Annotated in this window: 19 protein-coding genes and 1 pseudogene; 6 read left to right on the top strand and 14 right to left on the bottom strand. The window is 68.3% G+C overall.

The genetic code is table 11. The annotated features are described in order from the left end of the window. Positions 1 to 62: 62 nt before the first annotated feature. The 4 genes from katG to ABFT43_RS09140 all read right to left on the bottom strand — a co-directional run bounded on the left by katG (position 63) and on the right by ABFT43_RS09140 (position 4,778). Positions 63 to 2,297: a catalase/peroxidase HPI gene (gene katG / locus ABFT43_RS09155; protein ID WP_109238567.1), complete on the bottom strand. Its 2,235-nt coding sequence runs from the start codon at positions 2,295 to 2,297 to the stop codon at positions 63 to 65. 49 nt (positions 2,298 to 2,346) lie between these two features. After that, complete coding sequence (locus ABFT43_RS09150) at positions 2,347 to 2,778, bottom strand: Fur family transcriptional regulator (protein ID WP_109238726.1); 432 nt, start codon at positions 2,776 to 2,778, stop codon at positions 2,347 to 2,349. Positions 2,779 to 3,018: 240 nt separating this feature from the next. Then, positions 3,019 to 4,083, bottom strand: a complete 1,065-nt coding sequence (locus tag ABFT43_RS09145; protein WP_109238568.1) for an MBL fold metallo-hydrolase — start codon at positions 4,081 to 4,083, stop codon at positions 3,019 to 3,021. Positions 4,084 to 4,313: 230 nt separating this feature from the next. After that, on the bottom strand, positions 4,314 to 4,778 hold the full coding sequence (locus ABFT43_RS09140; RefSeq protein WP_109238727.1) for a cupin domain-containing protein: 465 nt from the start codon (positions 4,776 to 4,778) through the stop codon (positions 4,314 to 4,316). On the opposite strand from ABFT43_RS09140, the gene ABFT43_RS09135 reads away from it, so the two are divergent. After that, positions 4,768 to 4,959, top strand: coding sequence for a hypothetical protein (locus ABFT43_RS09135; RefSeq protein WP_146194872.1), 192 nt, complete (start codon positions 4,768 to 4,770; stop codon positions 4,957 to 4,959). The two genes, ABFT43_RS09140 and ABFT43_RS09135, sit on opposite strands and share 11 nt — an antisense overlap. A gap of 63 nt (positions 4,960 to 5,022) precedes the next feature. Here ABFT43_RS09135 and ABFT43_RS09130 read toward each other — a convergent pair whose 3' ends face one another. The 4 genes and pseudogenes from ABFT43_RS09130 to ABFT43_RS09115 all read right to left on the bottom strand — a co-directional run bounded on the left by ABFT43_RS09130 (position 5,023) and on the right by ABFT43_RS09115 (position 8,326). Next, complete coding sequence (locus tag ABFT43_RS09130) at positions 5,023 to 6,039, bottom strand: ferritin-like domain-containing protein (protein WP_347960035.1); 1,017 nt, start codon at positions 6,037 to 6,039, stop codon at positions 5,023 to 5,025. A 223-nt stretch (positions 6,040 to 6,262) separates the two neighbouring features. Beyond that, on the bottom strand, positions 6,263 to 7,111 hold the full coding sequence (locus ABFT43_RS09125; RefSeq protein ID WP_347960034.1) for a 3-hydroxybutyryl-CoA dehydrogenase: 849 nt from the start codon (positions 7,109 to 7,111) through the stop codon (positions 6,263 to 6,265). Between the two features lie 107 nt (positions 7,112 to 7,218). Continuing rightward, a pseudogene (locus ABFT43_RS09120) lies at positions 7,219 to 7,371 on the bottom strand (DivIVA domain-containing protein); the annotation flags it as partial. A gap of 58 nt (positions 7,372 to 7,429) precedes the next feature. After that, entirely contained in the window at positions 7,430 to 8,326 is an 897-nt protein-coding gene (locus ABFT43_RS09115) for an MBL fold metallo-hydrolase (protein ID WP_347960033.1), read from the bottom strand. A 93-nt stretch (positions 8,327 to 8,419) separates the two neighbouring features. On the opposite strand from ABFT43_RS09115, the gene ABFT43_RS09110 reads away from it, so the two are divergent. Continuing rightward, positions 8,420 to 9,193, top strand: a complete 774-nt coding sequence (locus ABFT43_RS09110; protein ID WP_347960032.1) for a DUF427 domain-containing protein — start codon at positions 8,420 to 8,422, stop codon at positions 9,191 to 9,193. Positions 9,194 to 9,218: 25 nt separating this feature from the next. On the opposite strand, the gene ABFT43_RS09105 is transcribed toward ABFT43_RS09110, so the two are convergent. The 3 genes from ABFT43_RS09105 to ABFT43_RS09095 are packed head-to-tail and all read right to left on the bottom strand — an operon-like array spanning position 9,219 to position 12,415. After that, the gene (locus ABFT43_RS09105; protein ID WP_168700722.1) at positions 9,219 to 9,821 is read right to left on the bottom strand and encodes a mycothiol-dependent nitroreductase Rv2466c family protein; all 603 of its coding nucleotides are present in this window, start codon (positions 9,819 to 9,821) and stop codon (positions 9,219 to 9,221) included. Further along, positions 9,818 to 10,219, bottom strand: coding sequence for a DUF302 domain-containing protein (locus ABFT43_RS09100; protein ID WP_006900374.1), 402 nt, complete (start codon positions 10,217 to 10,219; stop codon positions 9,818 to 9,820). The genes ABFT43_RS09105 and ABFT43_RS09100 overlap by 4 nt, the downstream gene beginning before the upstream one ends. A gap of 33 nt (positions 10,220 to 10,252) precedes the next feature. Beyond that, positions 10,253 to 12,415, bottom strand: a complete 2,163-nt coding sequence (locus ABFT43_RS09095; RefSeq protein ID WP_347960031.1) for an MMPL family transporter — start codon at positions 12,413 to 12,415, stop codon at positions 10,253 to 10,255. Positions 12,416 to 12,557: 142 nt separating this feature from the next. Here ABFT43_RS09095 and ABFT43_RS09090 point away from each other — a divergent pair, with 142 nt between their 5' ends. Next, entirely contained in the window at positions 12,558 to 12,851 is a 294-nt protein-coding gene (locus ABFT43_RS09090; RefSeq protein ID WP_347960030.1) for a metal-sensitive transcriptional regulator, read from the top strand. 22 nt (positions 12,852 to 12,873) lie between these two features. Here the strand turns inward: ABFT43_RS09090 and ABFT43_RS09085 are convergent, their stop codons facing one another. After that, positions 12,874 to 14,109 (bottom strand): cytochrome P450, encoded by a 1,236-nt coding sequence (locus tag ABFT43_RS09085; protein WP_347960107.1) that lies wholly within the window; start codon positions 14,107 to 14,109, stop codon positions 12,874 to 12,876. A gap of 151 nt (positions 14,110 to 14,260) precedes the next feature. After that, positions 14,261 to 15,508: an esterase/lipase family protein gene (locus ABFT43_RS09080; protein WP_347960029.1), complete on the bottom strand. Its 1,248-nt coding sequence runs from the start codon at positions 15,506 to 15,508 to the stop codon at positions 14,261 to 14,263. A gap of 479 nt (positions 15,509 to 15,987) precedes the next feature. Between ABFT43_RS09080 and clpB the strand changes: the two genes are divergently transcribed. Together clpB and ABFT43_RS09070 are read left to right on the top strand one after the other, a co-directional pair. Further along, complete coding sequence (clpB, locus tag ABFT43_RS09075; RefSeq protein ID WP_109238576.1) at positions 15,988 to 18,540, top strand: ATP-dependent chaperone ClpB; 2,553 nt, start codon at positions 15,988 to 15,990, stop codon at positions 18,538 to 18,540. Positions 18,541 to 18,695: 155 nt separating this feature from the next. Next, positions 18,696 to 19,805, top strand: coding sequence for a GIY-YIG nuclease family protein (locus tag ABFT43_RS09070; RefSeq protein ID WP_347960106.1), 1,110 nt, complete (start codon positions 18,696 to 18,698; stop codon positions 19,803 to 19,805). A gap of 20 nt (positions 19,806 to 19,825) precedes the next feature. On the opposite strand, the gene sigK is transcribed toward ABFT43_RS09070, so the two are convergent. Then, positions 19,826 to 20,386, bottom strand: a complete 561-nt coding sequence (sigK, locus tag ABFT43_RS09065) for an ECF RNA polymerase sigma factor SigK (RefSeq protein ID WP_006900381.1) — start codon at positions 20,384 to 20,386, stop codon at positions 19,826 to 19,828. Between the two features lie 230 nt (positions 20,387 to 20,616). Between sigK and ABFT43_RS09060 the strand changes: the two genes are divergently transcribed. Then, on the top strand, positions 20,617 to 21,210 hold the full coding sequence (locus ABFT43_RS09060; protein WP_109238577.1) for a DNA-3-methyladenine glycosylase I: 594 nt from the start codon (positions 20,617 to 20,619) through the stop codon (positions 21,208 to 21,210). Positions 21,211 to 21,238: the final 28 nt, after the last annotated feature.

The following is a 21,238-nucleotide window of genomic DNA, read 5'->3' as shown; positions in this document are numbered from 1 at the left end:
ACGCACCCCGCGGACGGTGCCCGCGGGGTGCGCTGAGGTGCCGGGTATCGGCGTCGGGGGGACTACCGGTGGAGGTCGAACCGATCGTTCTCGGAGACCTTCACCCACGCGTCGACGAAGTCCTTGACGAACTTCTCGGTGTTGTCGTCCTGGGCGTAGACCTCGGAGAGGGCGCGCAGCTGCGAATGCGAGCCGAACACCAGGTCGGCGGCCGTCGCCGTCCACTTGGTCTCACCGGTCGCGCGGTCGACGACCTCGTAGACGTTCTCCTCGGTGCCCGACTTCCACTCGTACTTCATGTCGGTGACGGTGCGGAAGAAGTCGGTGCTCAGCACGCCGGGACGCTCGGTGAACACGCCGTGCTTGGAACCGGCGTAGTTCACGTCGAGCACGCGCAGACCGCCCAGGAGGACGGTGAGCTCGGGAGCCGTGAGCTTGAGGAAGTAGGCGCGCTCGAGGAGATGATCCTCGGGACGGCCCTTGTCGCCGGCCTTCTGGTAGTTGCGGAAACCGTCGGCCGGCGGTTCCAGGACCTCGAAGGACTCGACGTCGGTGCTCTCCTGCGAGGCGTCGGTGCGGCCCGGGTGGAACGGCACGGTGACCGGGTGTCCCGCGGCCTCGGCGGCCTTCTCGATCGCGGCCGCGCCGCCCAGGATGATCAGATCGGCGACCGACACCTTCTTGCCGCCGGTGGCCGAGTCGTTGAAGTCCTTCTGGATCTGCTCGTAGACCGGCAGGACCTTCGCCAGCTCGCCCGGCTCGTTGACCTCCCAGTTCTTCTGCGGCTCCAGGCGGATGCGCGCGCCGTTGGCGCCGCCGCGCTTGTCGGTGCCGCGGAAACTCGCCAACGACGCCCAGGCCGTCTTGATCAGCTGCTGCTGCGAGAGCGACTCGAGGAGCGTGCCCTTCAGCGACGCGATGTCGGCGTCGTCGATGAGCTCGTGGTCGACCTTCGGCACCGGGTCCTGCCAGATCTGGGGCTCCGGGACCCACGGTCCCAGGTAGCGCTCGATCGGGCCCATGTCGCGGTGGAGCAGCTTGTACCAGGCCTTGGCGAAGGCCTCTTCCAGCTCCTCCGGGTGGTCCAGCCAGCGCCGGGTGATGTCGCGGTAGATCGGCGACTCACGCATCGAGATGTCGGTGACGAGCATGGTGGGCGCACGACCCGGGCCGCCGAACGGATCGGGGATCGTCCCGGCGCCGGCGCCGTCCTTGGCGACGTACTGCCAGGCGCCGGCCGGGCTCTTGGTCAGCTCCCACTCGTAGCCGTACAGGGTCTCGAGGAAACTGTTGTCCCACCGGGTCGGCGTCGGGGTCCAGACGACCTCGAGGCCGCTGGTGATGGTGTCCTCGGCCTTGCCCTTGCCGTAACTGGACTTCCAGCCCAGGCCCTGCTGCTCGATCGGGGCCGCCTCGGGCTCGGGGCCGACCAGGTCGGCGTCGCCGGCGCCGTGGGTCTTGCCGAAGCTGTGACCGCCGACGATGAGGGCGGCGGTCTCCTCGTCGTTCATCGCCATCCGCGCGAAGGTCTCGCGGATGTCGTAGGCCGCGGCGATCGGATCCGGCTTGCCCTCGGGGCCTTCGGGGTTGACGTAGATGAGACCCATGGTCGTGGCGCCGAACGGCTTGGCGAGTTCGCGCTCACCCTCGCCCGAATAGCGCTTGTCGGTGCCGAGCCACTCGTCCTCCTGGCCCCAGAACACCTCCTCCGGCTCCCAGATGTCCTCGCGGCCGAAGCCGAAGCCGAAGGTCTTGAAGCCCATCGACTCCAGGGCGACGTTGCCGGCGAGGACCAGCAGGTCGGCCCAGGAGATCTTGTTGCCGTACTTCTGCTTGATCGGCCACAGCAGGCGGCGGGCCTTGTCGAGGTTGGCGTTGTCCGGCCAGCTGTTGAGCGGCGCAAAGCGTTGCGCGCCTTGGCCGCCACCGCCCCGGCCGTCGAAGATGCGGTAGGTGCCGGCCGAATGCCAGCTCATGCGGATGAACAGGCCGCCGTAGTGGCCGTAGTCGGCCGGCCACCAGTCCTGCGACTGGGTCATCAGCGAGACCAGGTCCGCCTTGAGGGCGTCGACGTCGAGCTTCGCGAACTCCTTCGCGTAGTCGAAATCCGGTCCCAGCGGATTGGACAGCGGTGAATGCACGTGCAGCCTCGACAGGTCGATCTGCTCGGGCCACCAGTCCTTGTTGGTCAGCGGCGCATGTGCTTTCGGCTTCGGCGACGGGATCGCCGGGTTCTCGCTCTCACTGGTGCTGTCGGTGCCGGCGTCGGAATGGGGTGGGCGGCTGTCGGATGTCACGAGATTCCTTTCGATGGTGAACTCGATCGGGCTGCGATCACAGGCGTGATCAGGTCGGGGCTGAACTGACACACTCCGGGCAGAGTCCCCAGAAGATGACCTCGGCTTCGTCGAGCAGGAAGCCGTGGTCCTCCGAAGCGGCCAGGCATGGGGCCTCGCCCACCGCGCAGTCGACGTCCTCGATGGCGCCGCAGGCGCGGCACACGAGGTGATGGTGATTGTCTCCGGTGCGGCATTCGTAGCGCGACAACGACCCTGACGGTTGAAAACGGCGGAGGAGTCCGGCGTCGGTGAGCGCCCGCAGGACGTCGTAGACGGCCTGGCGGGACACATTCGGCAGGGTCTGGCGGACCACGCCGAAAACGGTGTCGGTGTCGGCATGTGGGTGATCGGCGACCGCACGCATGACCGCGACCCGGGGCTGCGTGACCCTGAGGTCCGCGGCCCGGAGTTGCTGGGCATAGTCCGGTGTCGATGCCACGGAACCCACCATAGGAGCGCGTCCGGGGCTGTGCGTCGTTTTTCTGGATCTGATCAAAACTCGTCCCCGAATTCGCGGTGCCGCTGCGTGATCGCGACGGCTCACCGACGATCCGGGTCGACCTCCGTTGTGCTGATGTGTCCGTTCGGGGAAACCGGTATCCTGCGCGCTCCGCATGCAGACATGCCCCGCCGACCCGGGGGGATCTCAGTTTTCCATTGCGGCGCTTCGGGGTTCGCGTCAGCCGCCGATCGGGAGCGTGACCCTGTCGGGGCGCAGGTAGTCTTCGGGGTCGCGCAGGTAGCGGACCTCGGGGGCAGCGTCGACCGACGACAGCGCGTCGAGGAAGGCGCGTTCGCGGCTGACGGCCGGCGTGGCGATGACCGGGAACCAGTCGTCGTGGTGGTTGGGCACGAAGATCCTCGGTTGCAGTGCGTCGATGTAGCCCACCGCGTCCCCGAGGCCGTTGGTGATCTCGTTGAAGCCCTGGATGGATCCGACATGGAGATCCACCGGCCGAAGGCGGCGAAGCGCGGCGACGATGTCGGGGCCGGCGGGGTCCTGGCCGAGCGGCCCGACGGAGTCGTTCCACACGACCGTGCGCCCGCCGACCTCGAAGGCGTAGAGGACCGCGCCGCCCTCGGGGTCGTTCAGATGGCCGGCCAGTCGGCGGAGTTCCTCGGGACGCGGCGGCTGGACGAGGAGTCGACCACTCGGCGGGATCGGAAGAAGCGGGGCATGTTCGCCTGTGGGGGCCTTCATCGTCGAATGCAGGTGCGGCAGGGCCCGCACCGTGATCCCGGGTAGTCCCTGGTAGAGGTGCAGGCTGCCGGGGCGTGCGCCGGAGGGAACCGCGGCATCGCAGGACACACCGGGCGCGGCCGTGCGGAAGTGGGCGCAGTGCGCGGCCGAGCCGACGATCCGTGCTCCGGACGCCCGCGCGATCTCGGCGGCATCGGCGGCGTGGTCGAAGTGACCGTGTCCGATGAAGATGTGGGAGGGCTTGATCGCCGCGATCTGGGCCCTGCTCGTGGGGACGTGTCCGGTGTAGACGTTCGGCACCCACGCGTCGGTGAGGAAGACGTGGCCGGCCATGGCGACCGCGAAGCCCGACACCCCGAACCACGAGAAGACGATGCGGTCGGCGCGCAGGGCGCCGGTCGTCTGGTCGACGTTGTGTTCTCCGAACACCGCTGACCGCGCCGCGACCAGGGTGGCGTCGGCGTGCGCGGTCGCGGCCTGCGGAACGGCGAGCCCGGCGAGGGTCAGCAGAATCGACAGGACCACGACGAGGCGACGGCGCATGTCGAGAAGTGTAGGTCCCGGGAGACCACGATCGGTCGGGTTCGCCCCGGCACCTCGCGTACACGACGGCAGTCGCGTCGGTGATGTGCCTCATCAGGGCGTGGCGCGCCCGACCTGGGGCGACGGGCCGACCCGGAGGCCCCTCGACGGCGTACTCGAGAGGACCGAGCACGGCGGAGTCGATGACGTGTCCCGCGGCGACCGCGGGCGGGGGTCGCCGGTGCGCAGCCCTAGGCGCAGGACGGGGCGGGAGAGTCCTCGGACAGCGGCTTGCCGAACGGCGTCACGTACACGACATCGAGGATGACCGGGACCTTCCCGAGGTTGGTGCCCTCGTGGACGTTGGACTTGCCGCCCGGTTCGACGATGATGTCACCGGTCTTGTAGACGACCGGCTTGCAGTTCGCAAACGGGTGGGTGAGAGTGCCTTGACGGACCAGGGCGTAGATGTCGGCGTCGTGGTAGTGCCAGCCGGTGGTCCCGCCCGGCTCGATCTTGATCTGGCGGACCTCGACATGCGCCCCCTTGGGGACGAACGGCAGGAGGCCGGCCGGGATGTCGGTGTGTGCCAGTGTGACCGCCGAGACCCCGGACGAGGGGGTCGCGTCGGCGGCCGTGGTGCCGATGAACATGGGGGTGAGTGCGGCGGCCGCGGCGATCGCGGCAGCCGCCGAGGTGCGGAGGATGCGGGTCATGCTGAGAAGATACGGCGCTGCGGCAGCCGTGACCTGCGGTTGTGGTGAAGAGGTCTCGATCTTCGTCTGCTCAGACCAACGGTCGGCCGAATCGGCATCGCACTCGCACATCCCAGAGGAGAAGGCGAAAACCGAGCTGTTGTCGCCCGTGCAGATCGGTGCGGCGGGCGTCAACAGATAGGGCGCGACGAGCGGACGGCGGCCGCCACCGGGTGGTGGCGACCGCCGTCGTGTGCGTGATGTGTCAGCTGTCGATGCCGACCAGTTCCTTGGCCAGATCGGCGAAGCGGATCTCGATGGCCGAGACGACCCGCTGCCGGTTCTTGTGGGTCTCTTCGTAGGCGAGGGTGACGCGAAGGTCCTGCGGGGTGTCGAGCTCCTTCACCGCCGCGATCGCATCGTTGACGTTGAGATCCGCGTAGCCCTCGATCGGGAGATCCTCGGCGTCGACGGTGCCGGTGAACTCGCGGAGCTCATGCAGCGCATCGGCCGCTCCGTCGGCGCCGTTCTCGCGTGCGCTCTCCTCGACGGCCTCGAGGGCGGCGTCACGTCCGGCGGCGACGGTCTTGGAGACCGCGGTGCCGGCGTTGCCGAGCGCGTCACCGGCGCGCGACGCGGCCTCGGCGGCCTCGTCGACGGCGGTGGCAAAACGATTGCGCACCAAGGTGATCGGGTCCGGAATCTGACGGGCGATCTCGGCCGTGCGGTCGAGCGCCCACGAGGCGCCCACTGCGGGTGCGGTGAGTGCCCGCGCGGCCAGTCCGCTGACCCACTGGCTCGGACCGCGTCGCAAGGCGGTCGGACCTCCCAGCGCTTCTTCGGCGAGCACGGTGGTCAGCCATTCCACGGTCGCGGTGTGGGCGGTGACGAGACCGTCGGCCAGCTCGACGAGGTGGGCATCCTCCTGGCCGGTGGCCAGCGCCTTCAGGTAGGTCGCCCGGGCGAGGAGTCGCTGCTCGAGGGCGAGGTCGTCGAGCAGTGCCTCGTCGAGCGGCTGTGCCTGTTCGAGGAGGGTCTTGGTGACGGCGCCGACGCGTCCGAGCACGGGGCGGATGACGTCGACGAGGCCGCCGCGTTCACGGAGGGCGCCCTCGATGAGGTCGGCCCGCTTGCGGGCGTTCTCGGCGTTCTGTGCCAGTTCCTTGCGGATGGCGTCGGTCCTGGCCTGGGCGTGCCGGGTCTCGGCGACCTGGATCTCGGTGTGGGTGAGCGCGAGGATCGCGCGAAGCTGCTGCTGGACGGTGGTGGTGGAAACAGTCATGCTCGCTCCCTTTCTCTTGGGTGGGGACGCGTACACCTCGAGGGTTGCCACGATGCGCCGTCTTGTAACGCGCGTTTTCGGATTCGCAGCATTGCGTCACCGAGAGATGCTGTGGCGCTACGTGTTCAGGAGATCGTGAAGTGAGTCACAGCAGGATGGCCGGGAAAGGCAAAGCGCCCCAACCCGACATCGTGTCGGGTTGGGGCGCTATGCCCGCTTTCGGTCAGCTGTAAGTGTAGAAGCCGCGTCCGGACTTCTTGCCGAGGTGTCCGGCGTCGACCATGCGGCGCAGCAGGGCCGGCGGCGCGAAGTGCGGCTCGGCGAACTCGGCGTAGAGCGACTCCGCGGCGGCGAGTGTGATGTCGAGGCCGATGGTGTCGATCAGCGTCAGCGGACCCATCGGGTAGCCGCAGCCGCCCTTCATCGCGGTGTCGATGTCCTCGGCCGAGGCGTAGCCGGAGTCGTACATCCGGATGGCCTGGCACAGGTACGGGATCAGCAGGGCGTTGACGATGAAGCCCGACCGGTCGCCCGCGCGGACCGGGTTCTTGCCCAGGGTGTCCTTGACGTAGCCGGCGACGGCGTCGGCGACCTGCGGGTCGGTGACCAGGGTCGAGATGATCTCGACCAGCGGCATCACCGGAACCGGGTTGAAGAAGTGGACGCCCACCACACGCTCGGGACGCTTGGTGGCGGTCGCAACCTTGATGATCGGGATCGACGAGGTGTTGGTGGCGAGGATGGTGTTCTCGCCGACGGCCTCGTCCAGGCGGGCGAAGATGTCGCGCTTGAGCTGCTCGTTCTCGGGTGCCGCCTCGATGACCAGGTCGCGGTCGGCGAGGTCGGCGTAGTCCAGGCTGACACGCAGACGGCCGAGCGCGGCGTCGGCGTCTTCCTGGCTCAGCTTGTTCTTGGAGACGGCGCGGCCGAGGGACTTCTCGATACGCGCACGCGCCGCGTCGGCGAACTCCTGCTTGACCTCGATGACGACGACGTTGCTGCCGGACTTCGCGCACACCTCCGCGATGCCCGCACCCATGGTGCCGCCGCCGATGACGCCGATCTTCTGCACAGTTAAACCTCCGAGTCGAGTTACAGGACAAACGGTAGTACGTCGGTCGGGCTCGGCTCAGGTGAGGTCGGGTGAACGCGCAGGTGAATCCGATGTCAGGTCGTCGAACGGCCTTCGAGGTACGCGATGCGCTCATAAAGGGCGCGAAGGGTGGCCTCCACGTCGTCGAGGAACGCGTCGACCTGGTCCTCGTTGTAACCGCGGCGGCCGATCGGGGGTTTACCGAAGGCGACGTGATGGACGTCGTCAGGAGTCAGCATGGGGTGATCTTCGCACCCGGTGCCCATCGCGCGGGGTGGTTGTCCACAAGGTGTCCGATCACAGTCGGTGGTAGGCGCCCTCGTCGGTCTCGCCGACCTGGCCGTGCCGGATGAGACGGTCGAGGTGGAGTTCGGCGGTGCGGCGCTCGACGGCGTCGACGAAGGGCATCTGGACGTGAGGTCGATAGACCAGGCGGCGGTCGGCGATCTCCTCCAGCGTCCGGGGTCGCTCGAGGAACTCGAGCAGCCGTTCTTCCCGCCGGTGGATGACGGCTTCGTATTCGGCCAGGCGCGAACGGAATTCGCCTACTCCCTCCACGACGCCCTTCTGATGGAAGGTCCCGTACCAGCGGGCCTCGATCTCGCGGACGCGGGCGATGGAGGCGAGATAGTCGTCGACGCTGCTGCCGAGGTCGCCGTACATCGGGCCGAAGGAGGTGAGGTCGATGTCGGCGATGTAGAAGAACCCGGTGGGCTCGACGAGGACCCCGCAGTGCCCGCGCGTGTGACCGGGGAGATGGATAACCGTCGCGGTGATGTCCCCGAGGTCGAAGACGTGGCCGTCCTCGACGTCCTTCGCATCCGGGAAACCGGGCGTGAGCGCGAAGGTGTCGCCGATCATCGCGTCCACGGCGTCGCGCTCGTCGGGTGAGAGCCCGTAGCCGTCGAGCAGGGCCTGGAGGGACCGCACGCCTGCGACGTCCTCCCGATGGGCCCACTTCGTCGCGTGGAAATGGCGGAGACCTGCGATGTGGTCCTCGTGGGCGTGACTGATCATGACCGCGTCGGCACCCACCGGGTCGTGGTCGACCTCGACGGACGGATCGACCACGAGGGTTCCCTCCGATCCGCGGGCGACGACGGTGTTGCCGTAGGGGAACGCGCCGCCGTTTCCGGAGGCGAGGACGGTCACTTCGTCGTAGCGGGTCTCGGTGAAGCTCCGGGCGGTCGTCATCTGGTCTGAGTACCTGCCGTCGGAGGTCGGTGTCAACGGCCTGACGTCCGCACGGGTCTGGCGTGCATCGGCAGACAAGAGGACCATCGGCTCATGGCCCTGTCACTGGAACAAGCCTCGCTCGCGAAGCTCTCCCAGTTGCGGTGGACGCCCATGTACCGGCGGGTGCGGGCGTTCGTCGACGGGCGGGTGATCGTCGATTCGACCGACGCGATCGAGGTGTGGGAACCGCATCGCGTCGTCGGGAGCTATGCGGTTCCGGCTGCGGATGTCGCGGTGCCGCTGGACCACCCCACTCCGGTGAGCCCCGTCGACGATCACCCGCCGATCCTGACGCCGGAGCATCCGTTCTCGATGCACACCGCCGCCGGTTCGAGCTGCGACGTGTCCGCCGGGCCCCGGGTGCTCGCGGGTGCCGCGTTCCGGCCAGACGATCCCGACCTCGCCGGGTACGTCCTGCTGGACTGGAATGCCTTCGACGAGTGGCGTGAGGAGGAGCAGATCGTGATGGGGCATCCCCACGATCCGTTCAAGCGGATCGACTGCCTGCCGACCAGCCGGCACGTGGCCGTGCGGATCGGGGACACACTGCTCGCCGAAAGCGACCGTCCGACACTGCTGTTGGAGACGCACCTCCCGCCACGCCACTACATCCCGCGCGCGGACGTGCGGATGGAGGCGCTGCAGCGGTCCGACACCGTGACCGTGTGCGCCTACAAGGGGCAGGCCACCTACTGGTCGGCGGTCGTCGGGGACGAGATCGTCCCCGACGTGGCCTGGACCTACACCGACCCGTTGACCGAGGCCGAACCCGTGCGCGACCTGATCTGCTTCTACGACGAGCGGGTCGAGGTCACGGTCGGCTGAGCGCGTCGGCGGCCGGGGAAGCCGGTCACGAGAAGACCGGATGCCCGTCTGCGGGGCGCCTCAGCTGTGCGAACGCCGGGATGCGTGCGAGCGTGACGAGCGACGAGAACAGGGCATCGGCCTCGTCGCCGACCGGGATGGCGGACAGGACCGGCCCGAAGAAGTGTCGGCCGTCGATGCCGATGATCGGACTGCCGCCGGTCTCACCGAGCGCGTCCTGGCTGCGTCGATGGTGCTCGCCCAGCGAGCCGTCGAAGGACTCGTCGTCCATCGCAGCGGCCAGTTCCGCGGGGAGCCCGGCGTCGCTCAGCGCCTGCGCGACGACCTCGTGGGTCATGACCGCGCCGTCGTGGTGCAACCGCCGACCGACCGCGTCGTACAGCGGTCCGATCGATCCGTCACCGACTTCGGCAACGGCCGCCATGAAGACCCGGCCGAGACGGCGGGAGCGCTCGATCTGGCGTCTCTGCTTGTCGGACGAGAGTTCTCGGCCCTCGTTCAGCACGGCGAGGCTCATCACGTGCCAGTCGACCCGGACGTCGTTCCTGGCGGCCTGGTCGGTGAGCCAGCGCGACGCGGCCCAGGCGAACGGGCAGACGGGGTCGAAGTAGTAGTCGATCTCGGTCATGACTGCGACAGCTTCTCGATGGCGGCGCGCAGCTTCGCCGCGGCCTCGCGGGCGACCGGTTCGAGATCGGGCTCGCCCGTGACCTGGACCATGAGGTCCGGATTCATCGCCTCGACGAGGGTCCGTGACGGACTTGCGGGATCGGTTCGGACGACGACGTTGCACGGCAGCAGCAATCCGATCATCCGCTGGACGCCCAGTGCGCGATGGGCGAGCGGCGGGTTGCAGGCGCCGAGGATCAGGTAGTCCTCCATCTCCTCGCCGAGCTTGGCCTTCATCGTCGCCTGGACGTCGATCTCGGTGAGGACACCGAAGCCCTGCTCGGCCAGAGCGGCGCGGGTGCGTGCGACGGCTTCGGTGAACGGGATGGACAGAGAGGTGGAGATGGCGAGTGACATGGTGATTCCTTTCGTGTGCATGCGATCTACGTGTCAGTGGCCGAAGCTGATCGAGGGGAGGACGCGTCGGAGCCACGCCGGCGCCCACCAGGCCGCACGCCCGGTGATCCGGAGCAGCGCGGGCAGCAGCGTGAGCCGGATCAGGACGGCGTCGAGGAGAACGGCGACGCCCAGGATGATTCCCATCTCCTTCGGCGGAAGCGGTTCTGCCAGAGCGAAGGTGAAGAACACCGCCACCATGACCGCGGCCGCGGCGAAGATGATGCGTCCGGAATGGGCCATGCCGTCGACCTGCGCGGTCGCGGGGTCGCCCGACCGCTCGAAATGCTCCTTGGCGGTCGCCAGCAGGAAGACGGTGTAGTCCATCGCGATCGCGAAGATCATCGCGAAGAAGAACACCGGACCCCAGCCGTCGAGAAAGCCCTGCGGTGTGAAGCCCAGCAGGTCGGCGAGGTGACCGTCTTGGAAGACGAGCTTCGCGACCCCGAAGGCGGCGGCCGTCGACAACAGGCTGACCACCGTGCCGATCAGGGCGATGAGCGGTGCCTGCAGCGAGACGAGCAACAGGAGGAAGCCCAGCACCAGGATGACCGCGACCACGAGCGGGAAGTAGTCGTTCAGTGCCTGTTGGAGGTCGAGGTTCTCGGCCGGTGCGCCGCCCACCAGAGCCCCGTCCGGCAGGTGTGCGCGCAGATCGCCGACGATCGTCGTCATCCGCTCGTCCGACGGGTCGACAGACGGAAGCGCCTGAAGCAGAACGTGGTCCGACCCATCGGCTGCGGGCATCGGGGGCGTGACCATCTCGATGCCCGGGGTCTTCCCGGCGGCCACGACGATGGCATCCGCCTCGGCGGCGGGGGCGATGATCTGCAGCATGCCCGGCGCGCCCTCGCCCATCTGGGACCGGACGAGTTCGTAGCCCTGGCGAACCGGGGCGTCGGAGGGCACGACGTTGATAGACGGCATCGCGACCTTCAGGCCGAAGACCGGGATCGCCAAGGCGATCAGGACCGCGAGGGACCCGGCCGCCACCGACCAAGGGTGCCGGTGCAGGTACTCGCCCCACCGGGCGAACACCGTCGAACGATGCTGTTGGCGGCGGGCATACGGCAGCGCCAGCGCGTTCACCTTGGCGCCGATCCTGCCCAGTGACGCCGGCAGGAGCGAGAGCGTCGCGGCGAGGACGAACACGACGGCCAGCATGATGCCCACCGCCATCGTGCGCACCGCGGGCGCGGGGACCAACAACACGGCCGAAAGGCTCACGAGCACGGTCAGTCCCGACAGCAACACGGCCTTTCCGGCGGTGTCCATGGTCTGTGCGACCGCCGCCCGCAGGTCGTCGGCGTTCTCCCGGATGGCATCGCGGAAGCGCGACACGATGAACAGCGCGTAGTCGATGCCCAGTGCCAGCGCGAACATCATCGCGAAGTTGATGGCCCACACCGAGATCGGCGTGACCTGGTTGAGCAGGACCAGTCCGCCCGCAGATGCGACGAGGCCCGCGATGGTGAGCAGCAGCGGGAGTCCGGCGGCGACGAGCGACCCGAACGCGAGCACCATGATCGTCAGCGTGACCGGCCAGGAGAACAGTTCGGCCTTGATCATCGCGTCGTGGTTGGCCTTGTTGAAGTCGCTCCACAGCGCGGAGGAGCCGGTCGGGTAGACCTCGACGCCGTCGCCGGCGAGGTCCGTCAGCGCATCCTTGTGCTCATCGACGGCGCGGACCATGTCGTCGGTGTCGGCTGCCGCGCCGATGAGGACGATCCCGGTGTGGCCGTCGGGGCTGATCGACATGCCGGGCTGAGGCGGGACGACCTCGGCGAAACGGTCGTCGGAGGCGACGAGATCGCTGATCCGACGCACGACCTCCTGCACGGCCGGGCTCTGGACGTCGTTGCGGTCGGAGTGGACGACGACCTGGACGGCGGCCGAGGAGTTGCCGCCGAAGTGCTCTTGCGTGAGCTCTCGGACGCGCACCGACTCGGACCCGTCGGCCTGCCAGCCCGCACCGGCGAGCGAGGAGAACACCGTGGGTGCCGCCGCACCCAAGACGAGCAGGAGTAGCACCCAGACGCCGAAGACCCAGCGTGCCCTGCCGACCATCGCCTCTCCCCAGCGGCCGAGGAGTCCGGCCCTGGGGCGGGTCGTCGCACCTGTCTGTTCGTCCGTGGACAGTGCCGATGTCGGCGCCATCGTCGATCCTCTCGTAGACCCAGATATACCCCCGGGGGTATTCATGCTGGCGCCGAACATACCCAGGGGGGTATCTTGTCGTCAAGCGGCAGTGATCGCCCGAAGGCGGGCGTCGCGGCGCAACGACACGAGGAGAGTGCAGATGGCGGCAGGTGACGGGACCCGGGCACCGATCGACGACGAGACGTGCGCCGCAGTGCTGAACCGGTTGAAGCGTGCTCAGGGGCAGCTGGCCGGCGTCATCGCGATGATCGAGGACGGCCGGGGCTGCAAAGACGTCGTGACCCAGCTCGCCGCGGTGTCCCGCGCCCTCGACCGTGCGGGCTTCAAGATCGTCGCCTCCGGGATGCGGCAGTGCATCGAGGCCCGCGACGGCGAGGACGCCCCGCCGCTCACCGAGGAAGAGCTCGAGAGGCTGTTCCTCGCGCTGGCCTGATCCGTCCGGCGCGAAATCCGTTTCAGCGCAGTGAGTACCGGATCGGCAGGTGCTTGAGCCCGCCCACGAAGGTGGTCGCGGCCAACACGGGCGGTCCGGCGAGTTCGATGGACTCCAGTCGCGGGATCAGCTCGCTGAACAGGCTTCTCATCTCCATGCGGGCGAGGGCTGCCCCGAGACAGAAGTGGATGCCGTAACCGAAGGCCAGATGCTGGTTGGGGAACCGGCCGACGTCGAAGGTGTGCGGGTCGTCGAAGACCTCTTCGTCGCGGTTGCCGGAGGTATAGGCGAGATAGACGGATTCGCCTGCGGCGATCGGGACACCGCGCACCTCGGTGTCCTCGGCGGCGGTGCGCATGAACTCCTTGACCGGCGTGGACCAGCGGATCATCTCCTCGACGGCGGTGCCGATGAGTTCGGGGTCCCGGCGGAGGCGGTCGAGCTGGTCGGGATTCTCGACGAGGGCGCGCAGGCCACCGGAGATCGCGTCCTTGGTGGTGTCGTGGCCGGCGGTCGCGACGATGACGTAGTACGACGCGGTGTCGCCGTCGGAGAGCGGCTCGCCGTCGACGCGGCCGTTGGCGATCGCCGAGGCGAGGTCGTCGGTGGGGTTCGCCCGCCGTGACGCGGTCAGCTCGCTGAAGTAGTCGAAGAAGTCGAGGAGCGTGGACATCTGCTCCTCGAGGGTGGTGCCGCGGCGGTACTCCTCGTCGTCGGCGCCGAAGAGTTCCTGGGTGAGCTGGTGCATCCGCGGGAAGTCCTCTTCGGGCAGGCCGAGCAGCGAGAGGATCACATAGAGCTGGAAGTGGACCGCGATGTCCTCGACGAAATCGCATTCGGGGCCGATCTCGGCCATCCGGTCGACGTAGCGCCGGGCCAGCTCGTCGACGCGAACCTCGAGGTCGCGCAATGCCTTCGGGCGGAACCAGTCTTGGCCGATCGCACGCACCTTCTTGTGGTGCGGGTCGTCCATGTGGATCAGGGTGCGCAGCCCGCCGCCTGCTTCGAGCTGGGCCCTCGCCGCGTCGTCGGCTGCCGCCGTGGTCAACACCGGGCGCGGCTCGCTCAGCCACAGGGCGTTGTTGCGCTCGATCTCCATGATGTCGGCGTGCTTGGTTACCGCGTAGAACGGGCGGTACGGCTTCCGGTCGACGTAGGCCGCCGGCTTGTTCGCCCGCAGATACGTCATCGCGGCGTGCAGGCGGGCCTCGTCGGCGTAGGCGGTCGGGTCGGCGAAGACGGCGGCGGCATCGTCCATCGTGCTGGTCACGCGACACGTCCTTCCATCCGGGATCGTGGTTCGAGTGTCCGATACGTGTGGCTGCCGGGACGGTGGATTGGCGAATTCGACGGGCCCCGGGACACCACGTGTCATGGTTTGTCGCCCGTGGGTGGGATCGCCGTGTCGCTCAGCCCCGCCCGGGCGGCAATGCGCGACGAGGGGTCAAGTGGGGGAGCATCCATTCGTAGACCGCGTCGTTGTTCAGCAGGGCCATGTGACCGACGCCGCCGACGTGGAAACCGTCGTCGAGCTCGAATCCGAGATGCTGCTTCCGGCTTCGGCCCCCGCCGCTGCTGGTCATCACCAAACCGTCGCCGACGATGCGGCCGAACGGATGGTCGGGTCGCCGGGTGACCGTCGCCGTCACATAGAGGTGTCGCACCCCCTGCATGAGAGGCGGGTAGTCGACGGCGGGCTGCCAGAAGGCCTCCGGGTCGGTGTCGCGCCAGTGCTCGTCGATGACCGCGCCGCGGAACAGGTCTCGTACCCCGGCGCTGCGGCGACCGAGGAGCGTGGCGATCGGCCGGGTCGTCCGCCACAGGCGCAGGGCGGCCGACGCCCGGTGGACTCCTCGCGCCAACGGCGCTCCGAGGTGAGGGGTGCCGAGGTACACCGTGTGTCGAACGAGCGCGGGCCAGAACGCGTCCTCGGCGACGGCCTGGTGGCACGCGCTGCGGATCACCAGGCCTCCCATCGAATGGCCGATGAGCGTGAGGCCGGTGACGGGGACCGGCCACAAGAGTGTGAGTTCGGTGAGCAGTCGTGCGAGGTCACGACCGTTGTCGCTGATGTGCCGGCCCGTGTTGTAGCGGACCAGGACCTCGGTGCTGCCCAGGTCGTCGGCGAGCCGTGAACCGTAGGTGGGTCGGCCTCCGAGGCTCCACGTGTATTCGGACCCCATCAGTCCGTGCACGAACACCGTCAGGTGCCCGGATGCCGCGGGGAACGCGGTCGCCAGACCATCGGGCGTGATCGGCACGGCAGCGCCGTCGACGCGAACCGAGATGTCCGGGGCCAGCGGCGAACCCTCGGCAGTCAGTTGGTCCCCGATCAACCCGTCGAGAAAGCCGAGGGTCTCGGCGCCTCGCCTGGTCTCGGAGGGGACGGTGTCACTGAATGCCGCCAGCGACTCGGCCAGGTCGCCGGCCACATCGACGGTCGACGCGACTGCCGTGTAGATGGATGTCCTGATGACGTCGTGCGTCTTCTGCGCCGTGCGGACACGTGAGCCCCCGACTGCTCGTAGACCGGCGAAGACGGTATCGGTCACGGACGCGTGGACGGTGGCGATGCCCCCCACCGCCTTGGTCAGCTCCTCGCGGGCCAGGGCGGCGAGCGCCGGTAGTTCGCGATGGGATGCGGGTTCAGGGGGCATCGGTTCAGTGTACGTATGTCCACTGAGTCCTCGGGTGCATTTCCTGCACGGACGCGTGTTCTTGCCAGTGAGATGGTGATCGGCGGTGAACAGTCGTGCGTTTGGTCACGTGCTGCTGGGTGTGGCCGTGAGGTCTTCTCGCGCAAAGGCCTGTCGCGTGGGCGGGCCCGGGTCGGGCTGCCGTCGCGACGGGCCGGAGGCCGCGTGCTCGAGGAAGGGGTTGGAGGGTCCGACGCCGGCTCGGGTTCGGCGCGGGACCGCAGAGCGGTCGTCGGGTGCCGGTGTCGCGCACGTTCCGGCACGCGATCGTGCCGCGTGCCCGCGATCCCGTGCGCGGGCAGGCGCATCGGAGCACCATGAGAGTGATGCAGATCACAAAATAGATAGACCTGAGTGGAATGGACTCAACTTTGGTGGCGTTACATCTGCCGAATGGCTCATACTTGAGCCTGTTGGACTAAAGAGAAAGGTGCACGCTAGTGGACAGCTTCACCCCCACCACGAAGACGCAGCAGGCACTCAGCGCTGCTGTGCAGGCGGCGGCCGGCGCTGGCAACCCTGACGTGCGGCCCGCCCACATCCTCGTGGCATTGCTCGATCAGTCCGACGGCATTGCGTCCCCGCTGCTCAAGGCGGTGGGCGTCGACCCGTCGAACGTTCGCGCACAGGCACAGGCGCTGGTCGACCGCATGCCGACGGTTGCCCAGGCCAGCTCGACCCCTCAGCTTTCCCGCGAGTCGATCGCGGCGATCACCGCTGCCCAGCAGCTGGCGGTCGAACTCGGTGACGAGTACGTCTCGACCGAGCACGTCATGGTCGGTCTGGCGACCGGCGATTCCGACGTCGCCAAGCTCCTGCACAACGCAGGTGCCACCCCGCAGGCGCTGCGGGAGGCGTTCGTCGCCGTTCGAGGCACCCGGAAGGTGACCTCGGAGGACCCGGAGTCGACCTACCAGGCGCTCGAGAAGTACTCGACCGACCTCACCAAGGCCGCACGAGAAGGCAAGCTCGACCCGGTCATCGGTCGCGACACCGAGATTCGTCGCGTCGTGCAGGTGCTCAGCCGCCGGACCAAGAACAACCCGGTCCTCATCGGCGAGCCCGGCGTCGGCAAGACGGCGATCGTCGAGGGCCTGGCCCAGCGCATCGTCGCCGGCGACGTGCCGGAATCGTTGCGCGACAAGACCGTCATCTCCCTCGACATGGGTTCGATGGTCGCCGGTGCGAAGTACCGCGGTGAATTCGAGGAACGCCTCAAGGCGGTGCTCGACGAGATCAAGGCCTCCGAAGGCCAGATCATCACGTTCATCGACGAGCTGCACACCATCGTCGGCGCCGGTGCCACCGGTGACTCGGCGATGGACGCGGGCAACATGATCAAGCCGATGCTGGCCCGCGGCGAGCTGCGGCTGGTCGGCGCCACCACGCTCGAGGAGTACCGCAAGTACATCGAGAAGGACGCCGCACTCGAGCGTCGCTTCCAGCAGGTGTACGTCGGCGAGCCGTCGGTCGAGGACGCCATCGGCATCCTCCGCGGCCTCAAGGACCGGTACGAGGTGCACCACGGCGTGCGCATCACCGACTCCGCATTGGTCGCCGCCGCAACGCTTTCCGATCGCTACATCACCTCCCGGTTCCTGCCGGACAAGGCCATCGACCTCGTCGACGAGGCCGCGTCGCGGCTCCGGATGGAGATCGACTCGCGCCCCGTCGAGATCGACGAGGTCGAGCGTGTTGTCCGCCGGCTCGAGGTCGAGGAACTCGCCCTGGAGAAGGAGACCGACGAGGCGTCGAAGGAGCGGCTGGAGAAGCTCCGCGCCGAACTGGCCGACCAGAAGGAGAAGCTCAGCGAACTCTCCGCGCGCTGGCAGCAGGAGAAGACCGCCATCGACGCGGTCCGAGACCTCAAGGAGCAGTTGGAGAATCTGCGTGGCGAGGCCGATCGCGCCGAGCGCGACGGTGACCTCGGACGGGCCGCAGAATTGCGGTACGGCCGGATCCCGGCTCTGGAGAAGGAACTCGAGGCCGCCCAGGAGCGGACCGGTGCCGACGCCGGACAGCAGGTGATGCTCAAGGAGGAGGTCGGGCCGGACGACGTGGCCGAGGTCGTGTCGTCGTGGACCGGTATCCCCGCGGGCCGCATGCTCGAGGGCGAGACCGCCAAGCTGCTGCGCATGGAGGACGAACTCGGCAAGCGGGTCGTCGGCCAGAAGGCCGCGGTCGAGGCGGTGTCGGACGCGGTGCGTCGTGCACGGGCCGGCGTCGCCGACCCGAACCGGCCGTTGGGCTCGTTCATGTTCCTCGGCCCGACCGGCGTCGGCAAGACCGAGCTCGCCAAGGCGCTCGCCGAGTTCCTGTTCGACGACGAGCACGCGATGGTCCGCATCGACATGAGCGAGTACGGCGAGAAGCACAGCGTCGCACGGCTCGTCGGTGCTCCGCCCGGGTATGTCGGGTACGAGGCCGGCGGCCAGCTGACCGAGGCGGTGCGGCGTCGGCCGTACACGGTGGTCCTGTTCGACGAGATCGAGAAGGCCCACCCGGACGTGTTCGACGTGCTGCTGCAGGTGCTCGACGAGGGTCGTCTCACCGACGGCCAGGGCCGGACGGTGGACTTCCGCAACACCATCCTGATCCTCACCTCGAACCTAGGCGCCGGCGGCGACCGCGAACAGGTCATGGCCGCGGTGCGCTCAGCGTTCAAGCCGGAGTTCATCAACCGCCTGGACGACGTGGTCATCTTCGACGCCCTGACGGAGGAGGAACTGGTCCGGATCGTCGACATCCAGCTGGGCCAGCTGGAGAAGCGGTTGGCACAGCGCCGCCTCGACCTCGAGGTGTCGCCGAAGGCCAAGGAATGGCTGGCCCACCGGGGCTTCGACCCGGTGTACGGCGCCCGTCCGCTGCGCCGGCTGGTGCAGAAGGCCATCGGCGACCAGCTGGCCAAGCTGCTGCTCAAGGGCGAGGTCCGCGACGGGGACGTCGTGCCGGTCAACGTCAGCCCCGACGGCGAATCGCTCGTGCTCGGCTGATGCGCTGACGACCAGCCACGAAGGCCCCACTCTCGATCGAGGGTGGGGCCTTCATCGTGCCGGGGGCGCGTCGAGCGTGGGACGGAACCGCCGTCGCGCGCGAGTCGGACCCGCGAGCCGGGCCCGGCCCTGGCATCATCGCGGTCATGAGCAGCATGGATGCCGTCGAGCTGCCGGTGACCGCGCTCGACGAGTTCCTCGAGTCGGCGGCCTTCGCCGAGATGCTCGACGTCGACGCGGAACGGTCGGCGCCGCGCGGCCCGGCGACCCGGCGAGCGGAGATCGTCGACGTCCTGCGCGCCGTCGATGCGCACGCCGGGCGGCGTTTCGTCGACCGGGAACGCGCCGGGGAGGCCATCATCGGCGGGCTGCGGGGCGGCGGATTCGGGGTCCGGCCGACCGTCGTCGACGCGGTGCTCGATCTCTTGCGGCCCGTGGGGGTCCCGGTTCCGGGACCCCCGAAACCCGTTCCGTTGGAGGTGCAGACGGTACTCGGCGTCTACGTCTACGCGCTCGTCGATCCCCGCGATTCGTCGGTGTTCTACGTCGGTGCCGGACGCGGAAACCGGATTCGCCATCAGACCGGCGCGGCGCTCGCCGGCGCCGTCCCGGACCCGAGTGAGGTGATCGGGCAGGGGGATTCTCCGGAGGTGTTGGAGGCGACGCTCGACCGGATCGGCGACATCGACGCCGACGGGTTCGGGGTGGAGCACTGGGTGCTGCGCTACGGCGCCGCCGGTGTCGAATCCGTCGAGGAGACGGCGGATTTCGCGGCCCGGTTCGCCGGCGACCTCGCCGGGTTGTCCGGGCTGGAGCTGACCAACGCCCCCGATCTCGCGGGAACGGTGGACGATGTCCCGATCCCGCTGGACGAGCTCATCCTGCGTCACGCCGCGCCGCTCGCCCCGGCGCTACCAGAGCTCTGCGTTCTCGTCAAGGTCGACGATGCGGCGCGCCCCGATGCGAGTGCTGAGCAGATCTACGAGTGGGCGCGCAGCGGCTGGCGGGCGGGTCCGCATCGCACGGTGCCCGACCTACCGGTGCTGGTGTTCGCCGACGACATCGTGCGCGCCGTGCACCGCGTCGACTTCTGGGAGACGTTCCGGGACGCCGAGGGAAACCTCGACCCGAAGCGCTGGGTGTACACCGGGGCGCCGGACGTGGAGTTGGAACAGCGGTACGTCGGAACCAGCCTGCGCGAGGTGCGGGAACGCCGCGGTGGGAAGTGGAATCCCACCGGGTGGCATCCGTACGGGCAGGTCTGAGGCCCCCTGTCGGTGACGACTCAGGCGGAGACCGCGAAACCCGGCACGGTCTGCCGCAACCGGATCAGGCCGTCGCGGATGCGCGACTTGATCGTCGGCAGCGCGACACCGAGGTGCTCGGCAACCTCGCGATAGGTCAGACCGTGGAAGTAGGCCAGTTCGATGGCCTGACGCTGCAGCGGAGTCAGGGTCTCGAGGCCGGTGTGGATCAGGCGGGCGATCTCGCGGCGCTCCACGGATTCGCTGACCTCGTCGATCTCACGGCCGGTGTCGGCGATGCCGTAAGCGACGGTGCGACGGGTCGCGGCGGTCTCCGAGCGCACGCGATCGACCGCGCGACGGTGGGCGAGGGTCAGGACCCACGAGAGCGCGGTGCCCGATGCCGGATCGAAACCGGCGGCGCCTCGCCACACGGCGAGGAAGGTCTCCTGGGTCGCCTCTTCGCTGTAACCCTGGTCGCGCAGGACCCGCAGGATCATCCCGTACACCCGGTCACAGGTGGCGTCGTAGAACTGGGCGAAGGCATCCATGTCACCGGCCGCCACGCGGGAAAGGAGTGTGTTCAGATCGGTTTCACGCATGACGAACTCCTTGCCGGCAGTGGATTTTTCGCTTCCGGAGCGGGATCTTGCGTCGGGTGACGGGGTGCTCTTCGGTGCGATGTCTCCAACGCTATGGGCCGGGGGCCGAAAAGCCACTGCCGGCACGGACAACGGGATGGATTCGCAATCTTTGGTAACGGAACGATAACGGCGCCGTTCTGTCGTGGCCGTGGCGTAACCTGCTCGCACCGGAGTGGAGGAGGATGCCCATGTCCGAGAACACGGTGATGGCCGCCGACGGTCGGTTGCGCTGCTTCTGGGCAGGTCAGGAGCCCGAGACGACGTACCACGACACCGAGTGGGGATTCCCGGTCACCGAGGACGCCGCCCTGTTCGAGCGGGTCTGCCTGGAGGGGTTCCAGTCGGGGTTGTCCTGGCGGACCATTCTGCTCAAGCGCGAGAACTTCAGGAGTGCATTCGCGGGATTCGAGGTTGAGAAGGTGGCGCGATACACCGACGCCGACGTCGAACGCCTGCTGCAGGATGCGGGGATCGTCCGCCACCGCGGCAAGATCGAGGCCGCGGTGAACAACGCCCGCCGGGCCGTGGAACTGATCGACGAGCAGGGATCGCTGGCGTCGTACTTCTGGCGATACGCACCCGACCGTGACCATGAACCGAACTCGATGACGACCTCGCCGGAGTCGATCGCGATGTCGAAGGACCTCAAGAAGAGGGGATGGCGGTTCGTCGGCCCGACGACCATGTTCGCGCTGATGCAGGCGACCGGGATCGTCAACGACCACGCCTACGACTGCGTGAGCCGCGATGCGGTGGAGGACGCCCGTCGGCAACAATTGTAGACAATCTGACAATATGCCATCATCCCTG

The organism is Gordonia aurantiaca (assembly GCF_039939235.1).
In the GTDB taxonomy this organism is placed as follows: Bacteria; Actinomycetota; Actinomycetes; order Mycobacteriales; family Mycobacteriaceae; genus Gordonia.
The sequence above is the reverse complement of the archived record's forward strand: the minus strand, read 5'-3'. Positions and strand labels throughout refer to the sequence as shown.

What these genes read in the sequence shown, in the direction of transcription:
- ABFT43_RS09145 (WP_109238568.1), bottom strand. Translation starts at nt 4,083, where the DNA reads ATGCGCCGTCGCCTCGTCGTGGTCCTGTCGATTCTGCTGACCCTCGCC.
- ABFT43_RS09135 (WP_146194872.1), top strand. Translation starts at nt 4,768, where the DNA reads ATGCGGGTCATGCTGAGAAGATACGGCGCTGCGGCAGCCGTGACCTGC.
- ABFT43_RS09140 (WP_109238727.1), bottom strand. Translation starts at nt 4,778, where the DNA reads ATGACCCGCATCCTCCGCACCTCGGCGGCTGCCGCGATCGCCGCGGCC.
- ABFT43_RS09130 (WP_347960035.1), bottom strand. Translation starts at nt 6,039, where the DNA reads ATGACTGTTTCCACCACCACCGTCCAGCAGCAGCTTCGCGCGATCCTC.
- ABFT43_RS09115 (WP_347960033.1), bottom strand. Translation starts at nt 8,326, where the DNA reads ATGACGACCGCCCGGAGCTTCACCGAGACCCGCTACGACGAAGTGACC.
- ABFT43_RS09110 (WP_347960032.1), top strand. Translation starts at nt 8,420, where the DNA reads ATGGCCCTGTCACTGGAACAAGCCTCGCTCGCGAAGCTCTCCCAGTTG.
- ABFT43_RS09105 (WP_168700722.1), bottom strand. Translation starts at nt 9,821, where the DNA reads ATGACCGAGATCGACTACTACTTCGACCCCGTCTGCCCGTTCGCCTGG.
- ABFT43_RS09100 (WP_006900374.1), bottom strand. Translation starts at nt 10,219, where the DNA reads ATGTCACTCGCCATCTCCACCTCTCTGTCCATCCCGTTCACCGAAGCC.
- ABFT43_RS09095 (WP_347960031.1), bottom strand. Translation starts at nt 12,415, where the DNA reads ATGGCGCCGACATCGGCACTGTCCACGGACGAACAGACAGGTGCGACG.
- ABFT43_RS09090 (WP_347960030.1), top strand. Translation starts at nt 12,558, where the DNA reads ATGGCGGCAGGTGACGGGACCCGGGCACCGATCGACGACGAGACGTGC.
- ABFT43_RS09085 (WP_347960107.1), bottom strand. Translation starts at nt 14,109, where the DNA reads ATGGACGATGCCGCCGCCGTCTTCGCCGACCCGACCGCCTACGCCGAC.
- ABFT43_RS09080 (WP_347960029.1), bottom strand. Translation starts at nt 15,508, where the DNA reads ATGCCCCCTGAACCCGCATCCCATCGCGAACTACCGGCGCTCGCCGCC.
- ABFT43_RS09070 (WP_347960106.1), top strand. Translation starts at nt 18,696, where the DNA reads ATGGATGCCGTCGAGCTGCCGGTGACCGCGCTCGACGAGTTCCTCGAG.
- sigK (WP_006900381.1), bottom strand. Translation starts at nt 20,386, where the DNA reads ATGCGTGAAACCGATCTGAACACACTCCTTTCCCGCGTGGCGGCCGGT.
- ABFT43_RS09060 (WP_109238577.1), top strand. Translation starts at nt 20,617, where the DNA reads ATGTCCGAGAACACGGTGATGGCCGCCGACGGTCGGTTGCGCTGCTTC.